This is a genomic window from Aeromonas sp. FDAARGOS 1415, assembly GCF_019048365.1.
GTDB classification, from domain to species: domain Bacteria; phylum Pseudomonadota; class Gammaproteobacteria; order Enterobacterales; family Aeromonadaceae; genus Aeromonas; species Aeromonas taiwanensis.
The window spans coordinates 2,915,579-2,933,788 of record NZ_CP077363.1; the positions used below are offsets into that span (position 1 = coordinate 2,915,579).

14 protein-coding genes are annotated in these 18,210 nt (G+C 64.5%); 4 read left to right on the forward strand and 10 right to left on the reverse strand.

All coding sequences use genetic code 11. From position 1 onward, the window contains the following. Positions 1-48 precede the first annotated feature (48 nt). The 3 genes from glpQ (at position 49) to tyrA (ending at position 3,774) form a co-directional block, all read left to right on the forward strand. Positions 49-1,128, forward strand: coding sequence for a glycerophosphodiester phosphodiesterase (gene glpQ, locus I6L45_RS13900; RefSeq protein WP_216982360.1), 1,080 nt, complete (start codon positions 49-51; stop codon positions 1,126-1,128). A gap of 362 nt (positions 1,129-1,490) precedes the next feature. Then, a complete protein-coding gene (locus tag I6L45_RS13905) occupies positions 1,491-2,564 on the forward strand; it encodes a 3-deoxy-7-phosphoheptulonate synthase (RefSeq protein ID WP_043761614.1) in 1,074 nt (357 codons plus the stop codon). Positions 2,565-2,634: 70 nt separating this feature from the next. Next, positions 2,635-3,774 (forward strand): bifunctional chorismate mutase/prephenate dehydrogenase, encoded by a 1,140-nt coding sequence (gene tyrA / locus I6L45_RS13910; RefSeq protein ID WP_216982361.1) that lies wholly within the window; start codon positions 2,635-2,637, stop codon positions 3,772-3,774. 87 nt (positions 3,775-3,861) lie between these two features. Here tyrA and hdfR read toward each other — a convergent pair whose 3' ends face one another. The 10 genes from hdfR to I6L45_RS13960 form a co-directional block, all read right to left on the reverse strand. After that, positions 3,862-4,752, reverse strand: coding sequence for an HTH-type transcriptional regulator HdfR (gene hdfR, locus I6L45_RS13915; RefSeq protein ID WP_216982362.1), 891 nt, complete (start codon positions 4,750-4,752; stop codon positions 3,862-3,864). After that, positions 4,752-5,111, reverse strand: a complete 360-nt coding sequence (locus I6L45_RS13920) for a DUF413 domain-containing protein (protein ID WP_216982363.1) — start codon at positions 5,109-5,111, stop codon at positions 4,752-4,754. The genes hdfR and I6L45_RS13920 overlap by 1 nt, the downstream gene beginning before the upstream one ends. A gap of 293 nt (positions 5,112-5,404) precedes the next feature. After that, entirely contained in the window at positions 5,405-5,887 is a 483-nt protein-coding gene (gene eco, locus I6L45_RS13925; protein WP_005328180.1) for a serine protease inhibitor ecotin, read from the reverse strand. Between the two features lie 192 nt (positions 5,888-6,079). Further along, positions 6,080-6,637: a DUF1566 domain-containing protein gene (locus I6L45_RS13930; protein ID WP_216982364.1), complete on the reverse strand. Its 558-nt coding sequence runs from the start codon at positions 6,635-6,637 to the stop codon at positions 6,080-6,082. Continuing rightward, a complete protein-coding gene (locus tag I6L45_RS13935; RefSeq protein ID WP_216982365.1) occupies positions 6,634-8,001 on the reverse strand; it encodes a DUF1566 domain-containing protein in 1,368 nt (455 codons plus the stop codon). The genes I6L45_RS13930 and I6L45_RS13935 overlap by 4 nt, the downstream gene beginning before the upstream one ends. 36 nt (positions 8,002-8,037) lie before the next feature. Then, complete coding sequence (locus I6L45_RS13940) at positions 8,038-10,464, reverse strand: proprotein convertase P-domain-containing protein (RefSeq protein WP_216982366.1); 2,427 nt, start codon at positions 10,462-10,464, stop codon at positions 8,038-8,040. 35 nt (positions 10,465-10,499) lie between these two features. Beyond that, entirely contained in the window at positions 10,500-12,521 is a 2,022-nt protein-coding gene (locus I6L45_RS13945; RefSeq protein ID WP_216982367.1) for a prolyl oligopeptidase family serine peptidase, read from the reverse strand. Continuing rightward, positions 12,521-14,686, reverse strand: coding sequence for a TonB-dependent hemoglobin/transferrin/lactoferrin family receptor (locus tag I6L45_RS13950; protein ID WP_216982368.1), 2,166 nt, complete (start codon positions 14,684-14,686; stop codon positions 12,521-12,523). Before I6L45_RS13950 ends, I6L45_RS13945 begins: the two co-directional genes overlap by 1 nt. A gap of 257 nt (positions 14,687-14,943) precedes the next feature. Continuing rightward, the gene (locus tag I6L45_RS13955; RefSeq protein WP_216982369.1) at positions 14,944-16,791 is read right to left on the reverse strand and encodes a DUF3413 domain-containing protein; all 1,848 of its coding nucleotides are present in this window, start codon (positions 16,789-16,791) and stop codon (positions 14,944-14,946) included. Positions 16,792-16,834: 43 nt separating this feature from the next. Further along, entirely contained in the window at positions 16,835-17,062 is a 228-nt protein-coding gene (locus tag I6L45_RS13960; protein WP_043761594.1) for a YejL family protein, read from the reverse strand. A 73-nt stretch (positions 17,063-17,135) separates the two neighbouring features. Here I6L45_RS13960 and yejK point away from each other — a divergent pair, with 73 nt between their 5' ends. After that, positions 17,136-18,197 carry a nucleoid-associated protein YejK gene (gene yejK / locus I6L45_RS13965; RefSeq protein WP_043761592.1) on the forward strand — a complete coding sequence of 354 codons (1,062 nt, stop codon included), beginning with the start codon at positions 17,136-17,138 and terminating at the stop codon, positions 18,195-18,197. Positions 18,198-18,210 lie beyond the last annotated feature (13 nt).

The following is an 18,210-nucleotide window of genomic DNA, read 5'->3' on the forward strand; positions in this document are numbered from 1 at the left end:
CTATAACAATCACCTACACCAAATAAACAATAACAAAGAGAACCCTTGATGAAACAAACTCACCGTACCCTGGTGGCCCTTGGCCTCGGGATCGCCCTCGCATTGCCCGCACTTGCCGCCGATGAAGGCAAGATTGTCATTGCCCACCGCGGCGCCTCCGGTTACCTGCCCGAGCACACCCTGGAGTCCAAGGCCATGGCCTACGCCATGGGGGTGGACTACCTGGAGCAGGATCTGGTGATGACCAAGGATGACCAGCTGGTGGTGATGCACGATCACTTCCTCGACGGCATCACCGACGTGGCCGAGCGCTTCCCCGGCCGGGCTCGCCCGGACGGCCGCTACTATGTGGTGGACTTCACCCTGGACGAGGTGCGCTCCCTGCGCATGACCGAGCCGTTCCAGCTGGTGGACGGCAAGCAGGTGCCCGTCTATCCCGCCCGCTTCCCGCTCTGGAAGTCCAGCTTCAAGATCCACACCTTCCAGGAAGAGATCGAGATGATCCAGGGGCTCAACAAGAGTACCGGCAAGAACATCGGCATCTACCCGGAGATCAAGGCCCCCTGGCTGTTCCGCCACGAAGGCAAGGACATCTCCAGGGCGGTGCTCAAGGTATTGAAGGAGTACGGCTACACCGGCAAGGACGACAAGGTCTACCTGCAGTGCTTCGATGCCGACGAGCTCAAGCGCATCAACAGCGAGCTGATGCCTGCCATGGGGATGGATCTCAAGCTGGTGCAGCTGATGGCCGAGACCGACTGGAACGAGACCATGGTCTACGACGCCAAGGGCAGGGCGACCCCCTATGACTACGACTGGATGTTCAAACCGGGCGCCATGAAGACCATCGCCACCTACGCCGAGGGGATCGGCCCCTGGAAGCCCATGGTGGTGACCGAGCCGGGTACTCCTGGCAAGCCTGTCTTCACCGCCATGGTGAAAGAGGCCCACGCGGCGGGTCTCAAGGTACACCCCTACACCTTCCGTCAGGACGAGGGACAGATCCCGGCCTATGCGAAAGACTTCACCGACCTGCTCAACATCTTCCTCTATCAGGCGGATGTGGACGGGGTGTTCAGCGACTTCCCCGACAAGGCGGTCGAGGTGATCAAGGCGCACGGCAAATAATAAAAGAAGAGCGACACGGGAATGCAAGCGGGGCCAGGTGCCCCGCTTTTTTATGCCCTGCCGTTGTCATGGGGGGCTCATCGGCAGGACGCGTGGCCGTTGGATAAAGCCTTGTTGCAGATGGGTGGAAATAAATGTTTACGAATTGTGGTTGGCAGTGGACTTCTAGGCGCTATTTTCTGGCATTTGCGCGCGCCGCAGTGGTCATTTATCCATCTGTTGGCACATACTGCCGCTGGTTTCACTTGATTGTTTGTTTTTCCTTGGTAAGGTGGGGGCGGTTGCGTAACAAAGTGCTGACTTGTGTAAATTAAAGTGTACGGTCAGTGCCCTTGGCTTAATACAGTAGAGAGAATGAGAAAATGCAAAGAGATCCCCTGAACAACATCCATATCCAGTCCGAACAAGTGATGATCACGCCTGCCCAGCTCAAGGAGAAACTGCCCATCTCCGATCGTGCGCTGGCATTCGTGCAAGGGGCCCGCAACACCATCGCCGACATCATCCACCGTCGCGATCACCGTCTGCTGGTGATCTGTGGTCCCTGCTCCATCCACGACATGGACGCCGCCAAAGAGTACGCAACCAGACTCAAAGCGCTGCATGATGCCTATCAGGATTCTCTCTACATTGTCATGCGGGTCTACTTTGAGAAGCCGCGCACCACGGTCGGCTGGAAGGGCTTTATCAACGACCCGAACCTGGACGGCACCTTCGACGTGGAGCTGGGGCTGCACCGGGCCCGCGAGCTGCTCTGCTGGCTCGCCGAGCTGGAGCTGCCCCTGGCCACCGAGGCGCTCGACCCCATCAGCCCCCAATACCTGGCGGAGCTCTTCTCCTGGTCGGCCATCGGTGCCCGCACCACCGAATCCCAGACCCACAGGGAGATGGCGTCCGGCCTCTCCATGCCGGTCGGCTTCAAGAACGGCACCGACGGCAACCTGGGTACCGCCATCAATGCGTTGCAGGCGGCCTCCAGCCCCCACGCCTTCATGGGGATCAACCAGCAGGGCCAGGTTGCGCTGCTGCAGACCCAGGGCAACCCGGATGGTCACGTGATCCTGCGCGGCGGCAAGCACCCGAACTACGATTCGGTCAACGTGTCGCTGGCGGAAGAGGCGCTGGAGAAAGCGGGCCTGCTGCCCGGCCTGGTGGTGGATTGCAGCCACGGCAACTCCAGCAAGGATCACCGCCTGCAGCCCAAGGTGGCCGACAACGTCATCCACCAGATCCAGGAGGGCAACCGCTCCATCATAGGGGTGATGCTCGAATCCAACCTGTTCGAAGGCAACCAGTCCAGCGAGCAGCCCAAGTGCGACATGCGCTACGGTGTCTCCATCACCGATGCCTGCATCGACTGGGAGACCACGGACGCGCTGCTGGCCCGCTGCCACAGCCAGCTGGCGGCACCACTTTTGGCCAGAACATCGGCATAAGCCGTGGTATCTTGTGGCAACGTATTGATTCACAGGGCGCCGCCACGGGCGGCGCCGGCAGGGACTGGACATGGCTGAAGAGTTGAATGCCCTCAGGGACAAGATAGATGCGGTGGACAAGCAGCTGATCGATCTGCTGGCCGCCCGTCTCGCCCTGGTGGGAGAAGTGGGGGAAGTGAAGAGCCGGCACGGCCTGCCCATCTACGCGCCGGATCGGGAGGCGAGCATGCTGGCCCGCCGCCGTGCGGAGGCAGAAGTCCTGGGGGTACCCGGCGATCTCATCGAAGACGTGCTGCGCCGTGTGATGCGCGAGTCCTATATCCTGGAGTCCGCCAGCGACAAGGAGCACCACTTCAAGTGCATGAAGCCGGACCTTGGCAAGGTGGTGATCATCGGCGGTCAGGGCCAGCTCGGCCGCCTGTTCGGCAACCTGTTCAGCCTTTCGGGCTACCGGGTCGAGACCCTGGGTCAGGCCGACTGGCCGCGCGCCGACGAGATCCTGCGCGGTGCCGGGCTGGTGATGGTGGCCGTGCCCATCGACGTCACCTGCGAGGTGATCGACCGGCTCGGCAACCTGCCGGCGGACTGCCTGCTGGTGGACGTGACCAGCGTGAAGGCGGCGCCGCTCGAGCACATGCTGGCGGTCCACAAGGGCCCCGTGCTGGGGCTGCACCCCATGTTCGGGCCGGACGTGGCGAGCCTTGCTAAGCAGGTGATCGTCTGCTGTCAGGGGCGCGACGGGGAAGCCAGCCAGTGGCTGCTGGATCAGATGACCATCTGGGGCGCCCGCCTGCAGCAGGTGGAAGCCAGGGCCCACGACGAGGCGATGACCTTCATCCAGGCGCTGCGCCACTTCGCCACCTTCGCCTACGGCTGGCACCTCTCCCGGGAGCAGGCCAACCTCGACCGCCTGCTGGCCTTGAGTTCCCCCATCTACCGGCTGGAGCTGGCCATGGTGGGACGGCTGTTCGCCCAGGATCCGCACCTCTACGCCGACATCATTCTGTCGTCGCCGCAGAACCTCGCGATGATCCGCCGCTACTACCAGAACTTCGGCGAGGCGCTGGGGCTGCTGGAGCGGGGGGACAGGGAGGGCTTCATCGAGGCGTTCTCCCAGGTCTCCGGCTTCTTCGGGGCGCGGGCGGACGAGTTCCTGCGGGAGAGCCGCACCCTGCTGGCTCAGGCCAACGATCGTCGTCATCACGGCTGAGGCCGTGCCGGATTCATGCAAAAGGGGCCTGTCGGCCCCTTTTTTCATGTGTTTTGCGTCGTACCCGGTAGGGAGACGCTGGTCCTGTCAGAGCGACGGGCTCGGCTCGGCGACGGGCAGGCGCAGATCGGCGTCATCCCAGCCAAGGGGCTGGGTGAGCAGCTGATCGATCAGCTCCCGGCGATCGGATTTCTCCAGATAGGCGAGGTAGAGCGGACGGCTCAGCGCCTGGCCTCCCTCCACCAGGTGAAGCCGTCCCTGCTCCAGGAAGGGGCTCACCATGCGCCGCGGCAGATAGGCGGCGCCGCCGTTGGCCAGCACGAACTGCAGCGCCATGCTGGCGGAGCTCGAATGCAGCACCGGGGTCTTCTGCAGGCTCTGCAGCCGGCTCGATGGCGGCTCGAAGCTGGTGCCCCAGTCGAGGTGGATGTGGGGCATCTGCATCAGGCTGTCGGCACTCGCGGCCGGCTCCCGGCTCACCAGCTCGAACACCAGCTCGCCGATGGGGTGCAGGGCGATCTCGTCGATCTTGGTGGGCTCGGAGAGCAGGGCGAGATCGAGGGAGCGCTCCAGCAACTGGCGGCACAAGTGCTCGCGGGAGGCAGTTTCGAGCCGCACCGCAAGGCCGGGTGCCAGGGCATAGACATGATTGAGCCAGTCGTTGAAATCGAGCTCCCAGAACACGGCGGGGGCACCGATGGCGAGCTGCTGGCTGAAACCGGGGGAGAGGGCCACGTCCTGCTTGGCACGGCCCAGGGTGTGCAGGATGGCGTCTGCGTAGGGTAGCAGACGCTCACCGGAGGCCGTCAGGCGGATGTTGTTGCGATGGCGGGCAAACAGGCTGACCCCGAGTTGCTGCTCGAGCTGGCGGATCCGAAAGCTTACCGCCGACTGGGTCAGGTAGAGATTCTCAGCAGCCCGGCCAAAGTGCCGGGTCTTGCTGACCTCGATGAAAGTCCGAAGCAGCTCGGTATCCATTAATCGAGGGACTCGTCGCTGCCGCCACCGCCGCCGCCCTCATAGCTGCCACCCGCATCTTCATTGGCGCCGCCGGCGACGGTGCACAGACGGTGCACGCGCTTGGGACCAATCACCTTCAGGTACTTGAACCACACCTTGGCGTGGGGGTTGCTGCCGGCTGCGCCGGATTTGACCTGTTCGATAAAGGCACTTTCTACGTCATCGCGGGGGGCCTGGTTGCCCTGATAGAGCGCCAGCATCACGGTGCCGTATTTTTCCAGACTGTCCGCTTCGGCCACGGTGAATTCGCCACTGCGACGCAGGCCACGGGGAAAATGTTTGAAGTCGTTGAAACGCTTGTCTGATTCGAAGCTCATAGTGCTCTTGTTCTGGTTAGTTTGACCTTTGCGGGCAAGTATCATCAGGCCGTCGCAGAGTGCAAAATCAATTTTCTTACTATGTTAATAAATATCTTTTATCGAACTGGGTTTGTCCCATCCCGTACCGGAAATTTGCGGGGAGCAGCACAAAAAAGCCTGAAAAATAGTGGAGTTATGACACTTTTTGTACAGCGGAAAACGGCCATGACAGGGTCTGCAGGATAAAAATAAGGCGCCAAATGGCGCCTTATTTTGACTTCATGACGGAGCTGAACCTGAGAGTCGTGGACTCATTCAATCATGGCTGGCTGGGCCAGGTTGTCGGCGCGCCACAGGCGATAACGCACTTCATACTCCTGGGGCACATAGATGACGAAGGGCAGCTTGGAGTTGTAGTTCACGAAGAAGCCCTGGCCATAGATCTGAACGAAGCTCTCTTTCTTCTGGCCGTCCGGGCAGGCCATCAGGGTGCTGACGGGGCCGGAGACCTGACCCAGGGTCAGGTAGTTGTAGCCCCAGCCCTTGACGCTGTGCTGTTCCAGGTTGCCGGCGAAGCGGGGCAGGTTGCAGTCGACCAGCATCTTCTTGCCCACTTGCAGCTCGACCATCATGTCGGCTTCGTTCTCGACTTCCGGCAGGCGGATCACGACACGTTCCTGGTTCACCTCGGCGGCAGGGAACATGCTGATATCAAATTTTTTCGGTTCGGCGGCGAAGGCATGGCCGCCCAAAAGCAAGGCGCCCAGCAGGCTAAAACGCAACACGGTTTTCATCTGTACCTCTTGGGATTGGTTCAACGCCGCTAGACTAACCGCTCTGCCGGTTTCGCGCCAGCGCTCAGGGGCGCAAAACCGGCCCTAACCGGCATGCAGTGACGCAATTTGATGCTTTTTTGACGGCTCGGGTCACAACGGGCCCGGTGCCGCAATGCTGACGGGGGCCCAAGAGATCCCCGTCTGACGCCTTCATCTCACCAGCAAGACCTGTTTCGCCCAGGCACCGGGGGCGCGCAGGGCAACGGAACCGCTGGTGATGTCGAGGTAGGCTACCGTCTTGTCTGCGGGGAAGGGGGTGGAAGACCAGAGATAGACGTAACCGTCGTTCACCTCCTTGCCGTCTCCGGCCATGGCGCGGGGGAAGATGGTCTCGTTCAATGCGGGCTTGTAGCAGGCGGACTCCAGCAGGCTGGCGAGCTCCTTGATGGTGGGCAGGCGCCAGTCGTTGTGGCCGCCGAAACCATGGAGCGCGTGACTCGGTTCGGTGCGGATCCGCTCGGCCGTCAGCAGGGCCTGTTGCCAGTAAAGCCGGGTCGGCTCACCGCTGCAGCTCTGGTTGCGCCAGGTCTGGCCGAGCTGGCAACGCATCCAGGTGAGACCTGTGCTCCTGTCGGTGACGGTGCCGTTGCCGTGGTCGAGGAAGCGGGAGGTGGGGCTGGTGCGGGGCAGGGTGTCGTCGCAGATGGCGATGGCCTGGGCCAGGGGGCTGCCGAGGGTGAGCAGCAGGGTCAGAAGATACTTGTTCATCGGGTTACCTCGGCCACCAGTCGCAGTTGCAGACCGTTGGCATCGTCGCTGTTTTGAACTGTGGTGGGATAGTCGGTGCCGGCGTCGTCCCCAAGGAAGATGTGGGCGATGGCGCTCAGAGGGGCGCTCTCCAGCCGGCGGGACGGTGTCAGGGTCTGGCTCCAGTAGTAGCCGCTGAAGTCCTTGGTGGTGGTGCCGACATCGGGGAAGTAGCGCACATCCAGGGTGACGCGCTGGCCATCCTGGCGGGCGAGGGAGCCGTAGTGCTGCAGGCTCATCAGCTCGCGGGCGTGGGGCAGACGCCAGTGAGTGATGCCGCACAGCTGTTGGGCGTTGAGCCACTGACGGTACTGCTCCGTGGTGCAGATGGCCTCCCCCTCGGGACAGGCGTAATCCCGCTCCTCCTGGGTCGGGTGGTAATGATCGAACTCCCAGGCGAAGGTGCGGTGCAGATCCCGCGGACTGTCCGGATCCGCCAGCTTCTTCTCCCAGACGAGGCCGGTATTGAGATCCTCCACGCAGGCCCACTGAGCCGCGCTGTCCGGCAGGGGCCGACCCCGGTCGTCCAGTTTGCGATAGCGCAGCGGCGCCTGGCCAAGGCCGGCCTCCTGGCCCGGGTGATCGGCGGGTTCGTGTTCGAGCAGGTAGTCGACACCGTCGCTGTAGGTAGTGACGCCGCCTGCGGTGACCAACGCCCCGGGTTGCTGTTGCTGCAACACGGCGCCGAGCTCGGCCTGAAGGCTCAGCAACTCGGGGCTGGTGGCAAAATGCTGGCCGAGCGCGGGCAGCAGGGTGAGCAACCCCTGCCACACCTGGCGTTGACGTTCGTTGGCCGCGAGCCCGGGCAATACGGTGTCGTCATCGAGGACGGATAGGGCGAGCTCGCCGAGGGCCGCATTGAAGTCCTGCAGTTGTGTCAGGGCGGCCAGATCCGTGCCGGGGTGAAGGGGCGCCAGGGCGAGCAGCAGTTCGGCCAGGGCCTGCGCTGGCGGCAGCCCGTCCGCGATGCGGGTCTGCAGCAGGGTGCTCAGGGGGCTGGGGGTGAGCGTCTGGTTGCCCTGACGCGCCGCCGGGTGGCTTAAGGTCAGGGCGGCCGGATCCGCCGGGAGGAACAGCAAGGGGCTGGTCAGCAGGGCGGGGCTGCCTCCGCTCAGGGGGCGGGGGCCTGCGTCGCCACTGGCGCCGGGCTCTTCGGCCTCGCAGCGATCGTTCTGATTCAGGTTCACGCACAGGGTGCCCGCGGCGGGCAGGTTGACCGTCAGGCGGTAGTCCGGCGCGGCCAGGGGGGCTTCGTCCGAGCCGCCGCCACAGGCGCTGAGCAGGGGGGCCAGCAGGCAGGCGATCGGGGTCATTCTCATGGTCATGGGGTGTCCTTGGAGGGGCCTTGGCCCCTCTCTTCCTTATATATGGGTGGCGCCGTGGCGGCGAAGGCGGCGCCAGAGGGCCAGCGGCAGCAGCCAGAGCAGGCTGAAAGTGCCGCCGCCGCTGCTGTCCGAGGTGTCGAAGTGGATGATGCCGTCGTCGGGCACGGGGACGGGCTCACCACATTGGGCGCCGATGCGCTGGCTGATGCTCCAGCCGTTGAGGCGGCCCCGGTGGCCCGGCTTGCTGTCCACTATCTCCAGGGTCCAGCGACCGGCCAGGGGTTCTCCTTCAAAGGCGCTGAAGGGTTGCAGGGGCAGCAGCTCGGTGGGGAATACCCCCTTGAGCCGCGGCAGCGGGCTGTAGCCCTTGTCCCAGATCTGGACGCGGGTCCCGGCGGGGGAGTTGAGCCAGATCTCCAGCTCGTCCAGCGCCTCGTGCTGCAGATCCAGGGTCAGTTGCAGCCTGTCGCTCACACGGGCGTCACGGCTCTCCAGCAGCAGGCTGGTTTCGCTCAGCCCCCGCACTTCGTCGCTTGTGGCGTCGCTCAAGGTGAGCGACTGACCGCTGGCCCGGCGGATGACGGGGGTGCCGATGGGCAGGGTCAGGGACTGCTGCCACTGGCGCTCGGTCGGGCTGGTGCCGCTCATGGCGAGGCTCACCGGCAGTGCCACCTCGTCGCCACAGGCGAGCGGGCTCTCGGCCAGCAGACGCAAGGTGGTGGTCATGGTGGCGCCAGCGGCCAGGGTTGCCGGTTGCCAGGCATAGGGATCGGCCTGCAGCCCGGTTGGCAGCTGGAGGGCCAGGGCGTTCAGGGTCACCGGGGCCTTGCCCGGGTTGCTGAGGCTCAGTTGCACCGACTGGCGCTGGCCGAGCTCGATGGCGCTGCCCTCTGCCAGGGCGACCTGGATGGGGGCCTGGAGCAGGCTGTGCTGGCGGAAAGCCTGCTCCAGCAGCCGGGCATACTGGCGGGTCGGGTAGAGGCGGGCCGCGGTATCCACGGTGACGCGGGCCAGCTGCGGCATGCGGATGGCCGGGCCCAGGCCGAAGTGGGACTCGATGACGAGGCGGTCAAACTCGTCTCTGGCCTCGTCGCCGTGCGCGGCCACCGCCGCCAGCAGGGCCTGGAACAGCGGGGTGCCCCAGAGCTGATCCCCGTTGCTGCCGTTGATGGTGCGATGGGCCGGGTAGGTATAGTCCGGGTGGTAGCGGGCGCGCAGATCGTCGAGCTGGCGCGGGGTGCGGTCGGTGAAGCGGGCATCCCAGTTGAACACCATGGCCGGCTCGAACTGGCGGCCCGCCTCGCTGCGCTGGCGGTGGCTGGCGGCCAGATAGTCGGCAAAGCCCTCGCCGATGGCGCCCCAGTCCCCCTCTTCCCCGAGATCCGGCAGTATGTGGTGCTGCACCCCGTGACCGAACTCGTGCCAGATGACCATGGGATCCTCGGCATCGGGCACGCCGCTGCGACCGAGCTCCAGCCTGCGCTCGAACGGGTCGTAGAGGGAGTTGTCCTGATAGCCGGCATCGGTGTCGATGTCGAGGGCACCGGGAATGAGCTCGCCAAAACCCAGTCCCTTGAGGTGGCGCTGGGCGAGATCCAGGTGGTAGTAGGCGTTGATGTCGGCAAAGCCGCGATCGTCCCGGATCAGGCGAAACGCCTGTGCATTGTCGGCACTGTAGGGAACCGACTCGGGGGCCATGGCGTCCACCACCCGGGCATTGGGGCTGCTCAGCACATAGTGCCCGTCTATCAGGCTGACCGGCAGGGGCACCCGGTCCTGATAGGCGGCATCCGCCAGTTGCAGGGATTCGTGCCAGACCAGGCTGGCGTCCTGCAACTGGGTGCGGGGGTCGGGGTCGAACACCCGGGCCTGGACGAGGTGATCCCCCGCATCAGGGGCCCGCAGGGCCTGGGTGGTCGCCTGATCCCCGAGGCGGCCGAGCTCGCGCTCGCCGTCGCAACTGGCAAACAGCTGCACCTGGCTGGCCTTGGCGTTGCCCGCCTGGTGTTCGCGCACCCGCTGGCGCAGGGCGGGCACCAGGGTGTCGCCGTCACGCCAGTACCAGGCCTCGACCGGGCCCAGGGTGTCTATCTCGCTGCCGCCATCGCGCAGTTGGGTTAGCAGGGGATCCAGATTGCCGGAGGCGTCGCAGCCGGGCTCACTGCTCTGCAAGGGGCGCAGGTTGTGATAGAGGCGCCAGGGGCTGCCAGCCGCGTTGACGCTGACGGCGGCCTGGGTGGCGGCCACCGGCAGTCCGTTGACCTGCTGGAGGAAGCTGTGGTGGTGGCCGAGCAGGCTGGCCCTGTCGTAATCGGGGACCAGGCTCACGCCGAGGCGTGCCTCGAGCCAGGCCCGGGGCGTGGTGGAGAGGGGCGGTTCATCGACAAACTGCAGCTCGGCCGCCAGCAGCGGCTGGGAGAGCAGGGTAGCCGCCAGCCAGAGGGCCGGGGAGGACGATTTCATGAGTGACTCCAAGACAGAAGAAAATAGGGCTGGCATCAGTGGTCGACGCCGGCCAGGGTGAGCAGGAAGGCATACTCCTGCGCCGCGCGCTGCTGGGCCGTTCGGGGCGTGGCGAGGTGGCCGCCGTCAAGCTCGGTGCGCAGCAGATAGGGGCCGGCCGCCGTGCTGCGTTCCCGCAGACGGGCCACCCACTTGAGGGGCTCCCAATAGGGCACCTGACTGTCGTGCAGCCCGGCCGTCACAAGGACGGGGGGATAGGGCGCCGCGTGCAGGTTGTCATAGGGGCTCAGGCGGCGCATGGCTTGATAGTCGGCGGCCACGGCCGGGTTGCCCCACTCGGCATACTCCTGGCGGGTGAGGGGGAGCTCGGGATCGCTCATGGTGCCGAGCAGATCGACGAAGGGCACCTGCAACACGGCCCCGGCGAAGCGGGTCGGTGCCTGGTTGAGGGCGGCCGCCACCAGCAGGCCGCCGGCACTGCCCCCCATGGCGAACAGCCGGGCGGGATCGATGGCGGGATCCCGGGCCAGGGCATCGGCCACCGCCAGGAAGTCGTCCACGCTCTGCTGCTTGTGCCGGCCGCGCCCCGCCCGATACCACTCGTCCCCGAGCAGACCGCCACCGCGCACGTGGGCGATGGCGTAGACGAAGCCGCGATCCAGCAGGCTCAGCACCTGGGGCTGGTAGTAGGGGCGCATGGGGGTGCCGTAGGCGCCATAGCCATAGAGCAGCAGTGCCCTGGGCGTGTGGATCTCCTTGCGCCACACCAGGGAGACGGGCACCTTGACGCCGTCCTTGCCCGCTACCCAGCGCCGCTCGCTCTGATAGGGGGACTCTTCGGCGGGCCGGTCATCGGCCTGCCACTGGCCCGAGGCCAGATCCAGCCAGCGCTGGTGCGGTGCCTCGGCCATGCCCTGACGGCGGATGAGTACCCGCGCACCGGCCGGATCCTGGCTGCCCTGGATCCAGGCCGTGCCGGCCCCCTCGGTCAGGGGAAGGCGGTAGGTGAGGTGGCCAGCCCCATCCAGCACATCGAGCCAGTCGTCCCCATTGTGGCGATACTGCAGGACCGTGTAGTCGGCAAACAGGCGCCACTTCTCGAGATCCTTGCCCTCGCCTGACCAGAGCGGACGCCAGGGCCCGCTGGCCACCTCTCCCAGGCTGGCGGCCTGGTAGAGACCCATGGCGCCATCCCGGTTGCTCTTGAGCAGCACCCGCTCCCCCTGCGTATCCAGGTAGTACTCGAGCCCGCGCTGGCGCCCCTTGACGAGGCTCGCCTTGCCATCCTCCAGCAGGTACTGCTCCGCGCTGTCGTGGTTGTTGCTCTGCAGGATCAGGTGGCGCCGATCCGTGGTGCGATAGAGGCTGAGCAGCCAGGCGGGGTCGGCCTCCTCGTGTACCTGATCCTCCTTGCCATCACGCCAGGCCCAGAGCTGCCAGGGGCGCAGGGTGCGGGGTTCGTTGGCAATGGTGTAGAGGGTCTTGCCGTCCCGGCTCCAGAGCAGATCGGCGGCGCGGTGCTTCAGGGTTGCGACCGTCTCGCCGCTCGCCAGATCCAGCAGGGTGATGCGGTAGTCCCGATCTCCCCTGCGATCCTCGGCCAGGGCAAGCAGGTGCCCGTCCGGGTGCAGGGCCCAGGCGGCGAGCTCGTAGTAGCCCTCGGCAGGCTGGCGGGCCGCCAGCCGTTGGCGGGGCTCAGCCTGTTCGCTGTTGCGCTGCCACAGGCTGCCGTCGGCTTCCATCCGCCACTGGCTGTCTGCCTCGCTCAGCCACTCTTGTGGCATGGGCTCGCCGCGGGGACGGGCCTGCCACTCCGCCTGCAGGGCCTGCGCCAGGGGGGCCTGGCTGGCGAGCTGTTGCTCGGTCCAGCGGTTCTGCTCCCCCAGCAGCGCCAGCAGGGCGGGATCCTGGCGACTGTCGTCGCGCCAGCCGCCGTAGGGGTCGAGACGGGCTATCTCCCCCTTCATCATCAGGGGGCGTTCGGGGATCCGGGGGGCCGGCGCGGCCGTCGGTGCCGGGGTGGCCAGCAGGCTGGCCAGGATCAAGAGTGCCTGCATCATAACCCCACGAAGGTGTAGCGCAGGCTGGCACTCAGGGTGCGGCCGCTCTGGGTGAAGAGGGAGGCATCGGTGCCGGCTTCCAGCCCGGCCACATCCTGGTAGCGGGTGTAGCGGGAGTCGAACAGGTTGTCGAGCTTGAGGTTGACCTTGAGGGCGTCGGTGACGAGCCAGTCTCCCGTCAGACCCAGGCTGAACCAGCCGGCGCTCTTGAGGCAGTCCCCCTGGCGGCCGCTCAGGCTGTTGCCGCAGCTGGGCACCCGGCTCATGGCGGCGGCGTAGTCTGCCTGTACCCCGACGCTCCAGTCGCTGGCCTGGTAGCTCAGGCGGGTGTTGCCCTCCAGCGGGGTGAGGGTGCGCAGCGCCTCGCCTTGGCTGTCTTCCCCGTCGACCCAGCCGAGCTTGGTGGCCAGCTCCCAGGTCGGGGTGAGCCAGTAGCTGGCGGCGATCTCCGCCCCCCAGGTCTCGGCCCTGGCCACGTTGCGGTACTGGCGCAGGATGACGCCATCGCTCAGGCGCAGCCCCACCTCGCGCCAGTCGATGAAGTTGTAGTAGCGGTTGTAGAAGAGGGCGGGCTTGATGCTCCACTCATCCCCTTCACCGCTCACCCCCCACTCGAAACTGTGGCTGGTCTCCTCCTTGAGGCCGGTGTTGGCGATGATCTCGAACGGCGGCAGGGCGAAGTAGTGGGGGATGTTGCCGTACACCTTGTCATAGGAGGGAGCGCGAAAGCCGTTGGCGTAGCTCAGCCAGCTGCGCCACTGCTCGTTGAAGCGGTAGCTGGTGGCCAGGCTCGGGGAGAGGTGCCAGCTATGGTTCTCGCCATTGCTGCCATCGAGCGGCTGCAGCCACTGGTGATCCATGCGCAGGGTCGGGGTGAACTGCCACTGCCCCAGGGTCGCCACGTCGCCGAGCCAGACCCCGGCACGGTCGGTGCGGGCGCGGCTGAAGGGGGCGGACTGGGTGGGCTGGGGGATGCCGGCCTCCAGGCTCAGCTTCTCCACCGGCCGTTCGTGGGTGGTGCGCTCCAGCTCGACGCCGTAGCTCAGCTTGTGGAGCAGGTTGCCGGTGGCGAGATCTCGGCGCACGTCCAGCTCGGTACCGATCCGCTCCTCGGTGAAGGTGGCGAGCTCACGCTCGCTGCGATAGCGGGGGTAGCCGCTCAGCAGGTCGTTTTGCAGCAGGCTGCGCTTGTTGGCGGTGTTCTTCGAGTGGTTGCCATAGAGGCTCCAGGTGAATTGATCCGCGAGGGTGCTGTCCAGGTGGCTTGCCTCCCAGGCGAGCTTGCCCCCCTGGGTGCGCTGGCTGCCCTGTTCGTGGTACTGGCGCACCTGCCACTTGCCGTCGGGCTGGGGCACCTCGCGCGGCCCCTGATCCCGCTCGGCGTTGTCCTCGAAGTAGTCGAATTCCAGGCGCAGCTGGTGATGGTCGTTCAGCGGGAAGCGGGAGCTGGTGGAGGCGCTGAGGCCGTCCAGATCCGCCGGGATGCGGCTCTCGTCGTAGTTGGCGGTTTCGTGCCCCTGCCAGCCGGAGAGGCGCAGCAGGTGTTCGCTCTCCCATACCCTGGCGGCACCGGTGGCGCTCAGCTTCTGCTTGTCGCTGCCGCCATCCTGCAGCACCTTGCTGCTGAGGTAGGCATCCTGGCCCTGCAGGTAGTCTTCCGGTTGCTTGGTGCTGATGACGATGGTGCCGCCGATGGCATCCGAACCATGGAGGGAGGAGCCGGCGCCCTTGGCCACCTCGATCTGCTTGACGTCGTCGAGATCGAAGCTGAAGCGGCCCACCTTGTCGTTGAGGTCGTCGGCGCCGAAGCCGTCGCTGACCCGGACCCCGTCCTTGATGATCAGCACCCGGTTGCCGCCCATGCCGCGCACTATGATGTTCTGCGGCCGTCCGGCGGAGCCGGTCACCGAGACGCCGGGCTCGTTCTTGAACACGTCGGTGAGTTCGGTGGCGACCTGGCGTTCCAGATCCTCCTCCGTGATGACGGTGATGGAGCCGGCGACATCGGACAGCTTCTGTTCGATGCGCTGTCCCTTGACCACTATGGTCTCGTGTTCCCGGAGAGCGGGCGGATGGCCGGCGAGATCTGTGCTGGCGGGATCGCTGGCGGCCAGTGCCGTACCGGACAGCAGCATGGGCCAGTAGTGAAGCAAATTTTTCATGTTGAGAATAATTATTATTTGAGCCTGAAGGGCGCGGATTATTGCAGAGAGACCCAAATAGATCAATTATTGATAATCATTATCATTTTGTTTTTATGGCATTGATCAAATTGAAGTTTTTTGATGGGTATCTCAGTAGGGAAACGTAATGCGTTTGCGAATGGCACCCTAATAGGGGCGAGAGCGGGTGCCAGGGCGGGGAAGGGAGCAAGAAAAAGCCCGCCAAAGGGCGGGCTCTCGGGTCAGGCTGACGGCGCTCAGGGGGCGCGATAGAAACGGTTCAGCTCGTTCATCACCTGGATCAGGGTCCCCATGTCCGGGGTGCCGTGCTTGATGGGGCGATAGGTCTCGCTGTCCAGCAGCTCGAAGTCACCCTGCTTGTTGAACTGGGTGATGGTGTTGCCCTGATAGATGGCGAAGTCGTTCTGATCCCCGGCCAGCAGCCAGGTACGCGGACTGGCGTCGAACAGGCTGCGTCCCGTGCTGTAGTCGCGGGACGGGTTGCGCACCCCCAGCATGCCCTTCATCAGGGTCGGCACCAGATCCAGGTGGCTGCTCGCCTGGGCCGGGGGCGGTGTCTCGGCGCCCGGCCAGGCCAGCACCATAGGCACCTGCACCTGATAGGTCGAGTAGTTGCTGCCATAGCCCCAGCTGTTGCTCTGGGTCTCGTTGAACTCCTGACCGTGGTTGGAGGTGATGACGACTATGGTCTGATCGTCGAGCCCCTGCTGCTGCAACCGGGTCACCATCTGCTCCAGCAGCTGGTCGGTGTAGAAGACCGCATTCTTGTAGCGGTTCTCCAGCTTCGCCAGGTTCTCGGGGCGGTAGGCGGTGGCCGGGTTGAACCGGGTCAGCTCGGGCTGGAAGGGCCCCTTGATGCTGGCCGGCACCTGATAGTCCCCCGGGCTCGACAGATAGACCAGGGAGAACCAGGGCCTGTCCGTCGTGCGGGTGTCGAGCCACTGCTGCCAGTCGTCGATCAGCAGGCTGTCGTCGGTCTGGCGGGAGACGAAGACCTGCTTGCGCAGGCCGGCGAGCAGGCTCTGTTTGTACTGCTTGGCATCCTCGAGGGCGCCGAACAGGCCGAACTGGTAATCCTGGCGCAGCATCTCGTCGAACAGCACCGGCGGGCGCTTGTCGGCACGGATGTCACCGTAATAGTGGCCGGGCAGCCCGTAGAAGAGGCTGAACATCCCCATGGCTTCGTCGTTGCCGCCACTCATGTGGTTGCGGAAGTTGAAGTGCTGATCCGCATAGCGCTGCAGATTGGGCATGTTGATGTTGTTGAGCATGTCGGCCCGCAGGGAGTCGACCACCACCACCAGCAGGTTCTTGTGATCGCTCGGGGCGCTCACGCTGAGGGGGCGCAGCGGATAGAGGAGACGATGCTCCGCGCTGCCCTGATCCTCGGCCTTCTTCTCATACTGTTCGAGATCGAGCCAGCCATGCTTGGCCAGGAAGCTTCTGGCGGTCATGGGGTAGGAGAGGGGGAAGTTGGCGCGCTGCATGGTGATGGGCTGATACAGGGTGGCATCCGCCCAGCTGTTGACCAGGTGGGTCAGAATGAAGCAGACCAGCAGGGCCAGGCCCACCTGGTTGCCGTACTGGCGCCGCTTGCGCTTGTTGATCTTGCGCCACACATAGGCCGACAGCAGCAGCTGCAGCAGGAAGATGGCGGGCACGGCGACGAAGATGATGCTCCAGATTGAGCCCTCCTCGGTCTGCGCCTGATCCAGCAAGAGTTGCCATACCTGACCATTGAGGTGGAACTTGAACAGCTGGAACACCTGGGTGTCGATGAGCAGCAACACCAGCGCCAGGGTAGCGATGATGGACGACACGAAGCGCAGGGGTTTCTCCCTTGGCAGGATGAAGCTCAGGGGGAAGATGGTCAGCAGATAGGTGACGAAGCTCAGAAACGAGAAATGACCTATCCAGCTGATGATGAGATAGGTCACGCCGAGCGTGGTCGACGGCCAGCTGATGGAGCCCAGGTAGCGGGTCGCGATCAGCATGGCCAGGATGATGTTGAAGAAGGAGAACCAATGCCCCCAGGTGATCAGGCGAGAGACATTATCACGATAGGGGTTGCCGGTTTCGACCATAGTGATCCATCTGCTTGAAAAACATCAAAGAATGCGAAGAAACTCAGTGAGCATCGTGGCGATGATCTACCGAGGCGGTGAGCGCCTGGACGAACTTCTCGGTGATCGCCTGGCGTTGGGCCGGAGCCATGCCGTTGATGATGTTGGTGGTCAGGTTGCCGAGCACCATCAGACTGAGATCCACCGGGGCCTTGTGTTTCTCCAGGGCGGTGATCAGGTCGTTCATCAGGGCGTCAAACTGCTCGTTATTGTACTTTGATACGATGGGCATAATCTTGGGTTCATCTCGGTTCAAAGCGCCTTATAATACTTCACCCTTTCGGCTAACACTATGGCTTTGTGACATGAGTCTCGATATCGACAAGATCATTCTTCACTCCCTGCGGCCCGGCCCCGATGGCCAGCCCCACGCCGATACCCGCAGTCAGACCCTGCCTGCCGACGAGGCGGTACAGGGGCTGATGGCCGAGCTGCATCGCATCTACAACGGCAAGGGGGGCAAGGGTTTCGGCTTCTTCGCCGATCCCGAGGCCGCCGTCGCCGAGCTGGCGGAGGGGGAAGACGCCCCCAAGCAGCCTTCCCCCGCTTTTCGCATCGCCCTGGAGCAGCTGCTGGCCGAGCAGAGCGAGTTCGTCCCCTTCTCTGTCAATCTGACCCAGATGCTGGTCAAACAGCTGGTGGAGCATGCCCTCGACGAACAGGGGGTGCTGCTCATCGCCAAGTACAACTACGTCGGGGTCGACTACCTGATGATTGCCCTGCTGGAGGGCAAGGAGAGCGTCACCGTCAGCGAGGCGCTGGAGCTGCGTCACATCCAGTATCTGGATATCGGCAAGCTCAATCTGGTGGCCCGCATCGATCTCACCGAGTGGAAGACCCAGGGCGATTCGCGCCGCTACATCACCTTCAGCAAGGGACGGGTCGGCCGCAAGCTGGGGGACTTCTTCATGGATCTGCTGGGGGCCCGCGAGGGGATGGATGCCAAGATCCAGAACAAGGGGCTGCTGCAGGCGGTGGACGATTATTGCGACAGCCGCCAGCTCGAGCCCGCCGAGCGCAATGATTACAAGAAGCAGGTCTTCAAATATTGCACCGAGCAGGCGAGCGCCGGCGAAGAGATCGAAATCAGGGAGCTCTCTGCCGAACTCGCGTCGAAAGAGGCGGGGGAAGGGGATCTCGATTTCTACAGCTTCATCGGTCAGGAATACGAGCTGGAGGAGCGCTTCCCGGCCGACCGCTCCACCCTGCGGGGTCTGACCAAGTTTGTGGGCTCGGGGGGCGGTCTGACCCTGAGTTTCGAGCAGAAGCTGCTCAACAGCCGGATTTTCTACGATCCCCAGACCGACACCCTGACCATCAAGGGGGTGCCGCCCAATCTCAAGGATCAATTGCTGCGCCAGTCGTAATGTGATCCAGGCA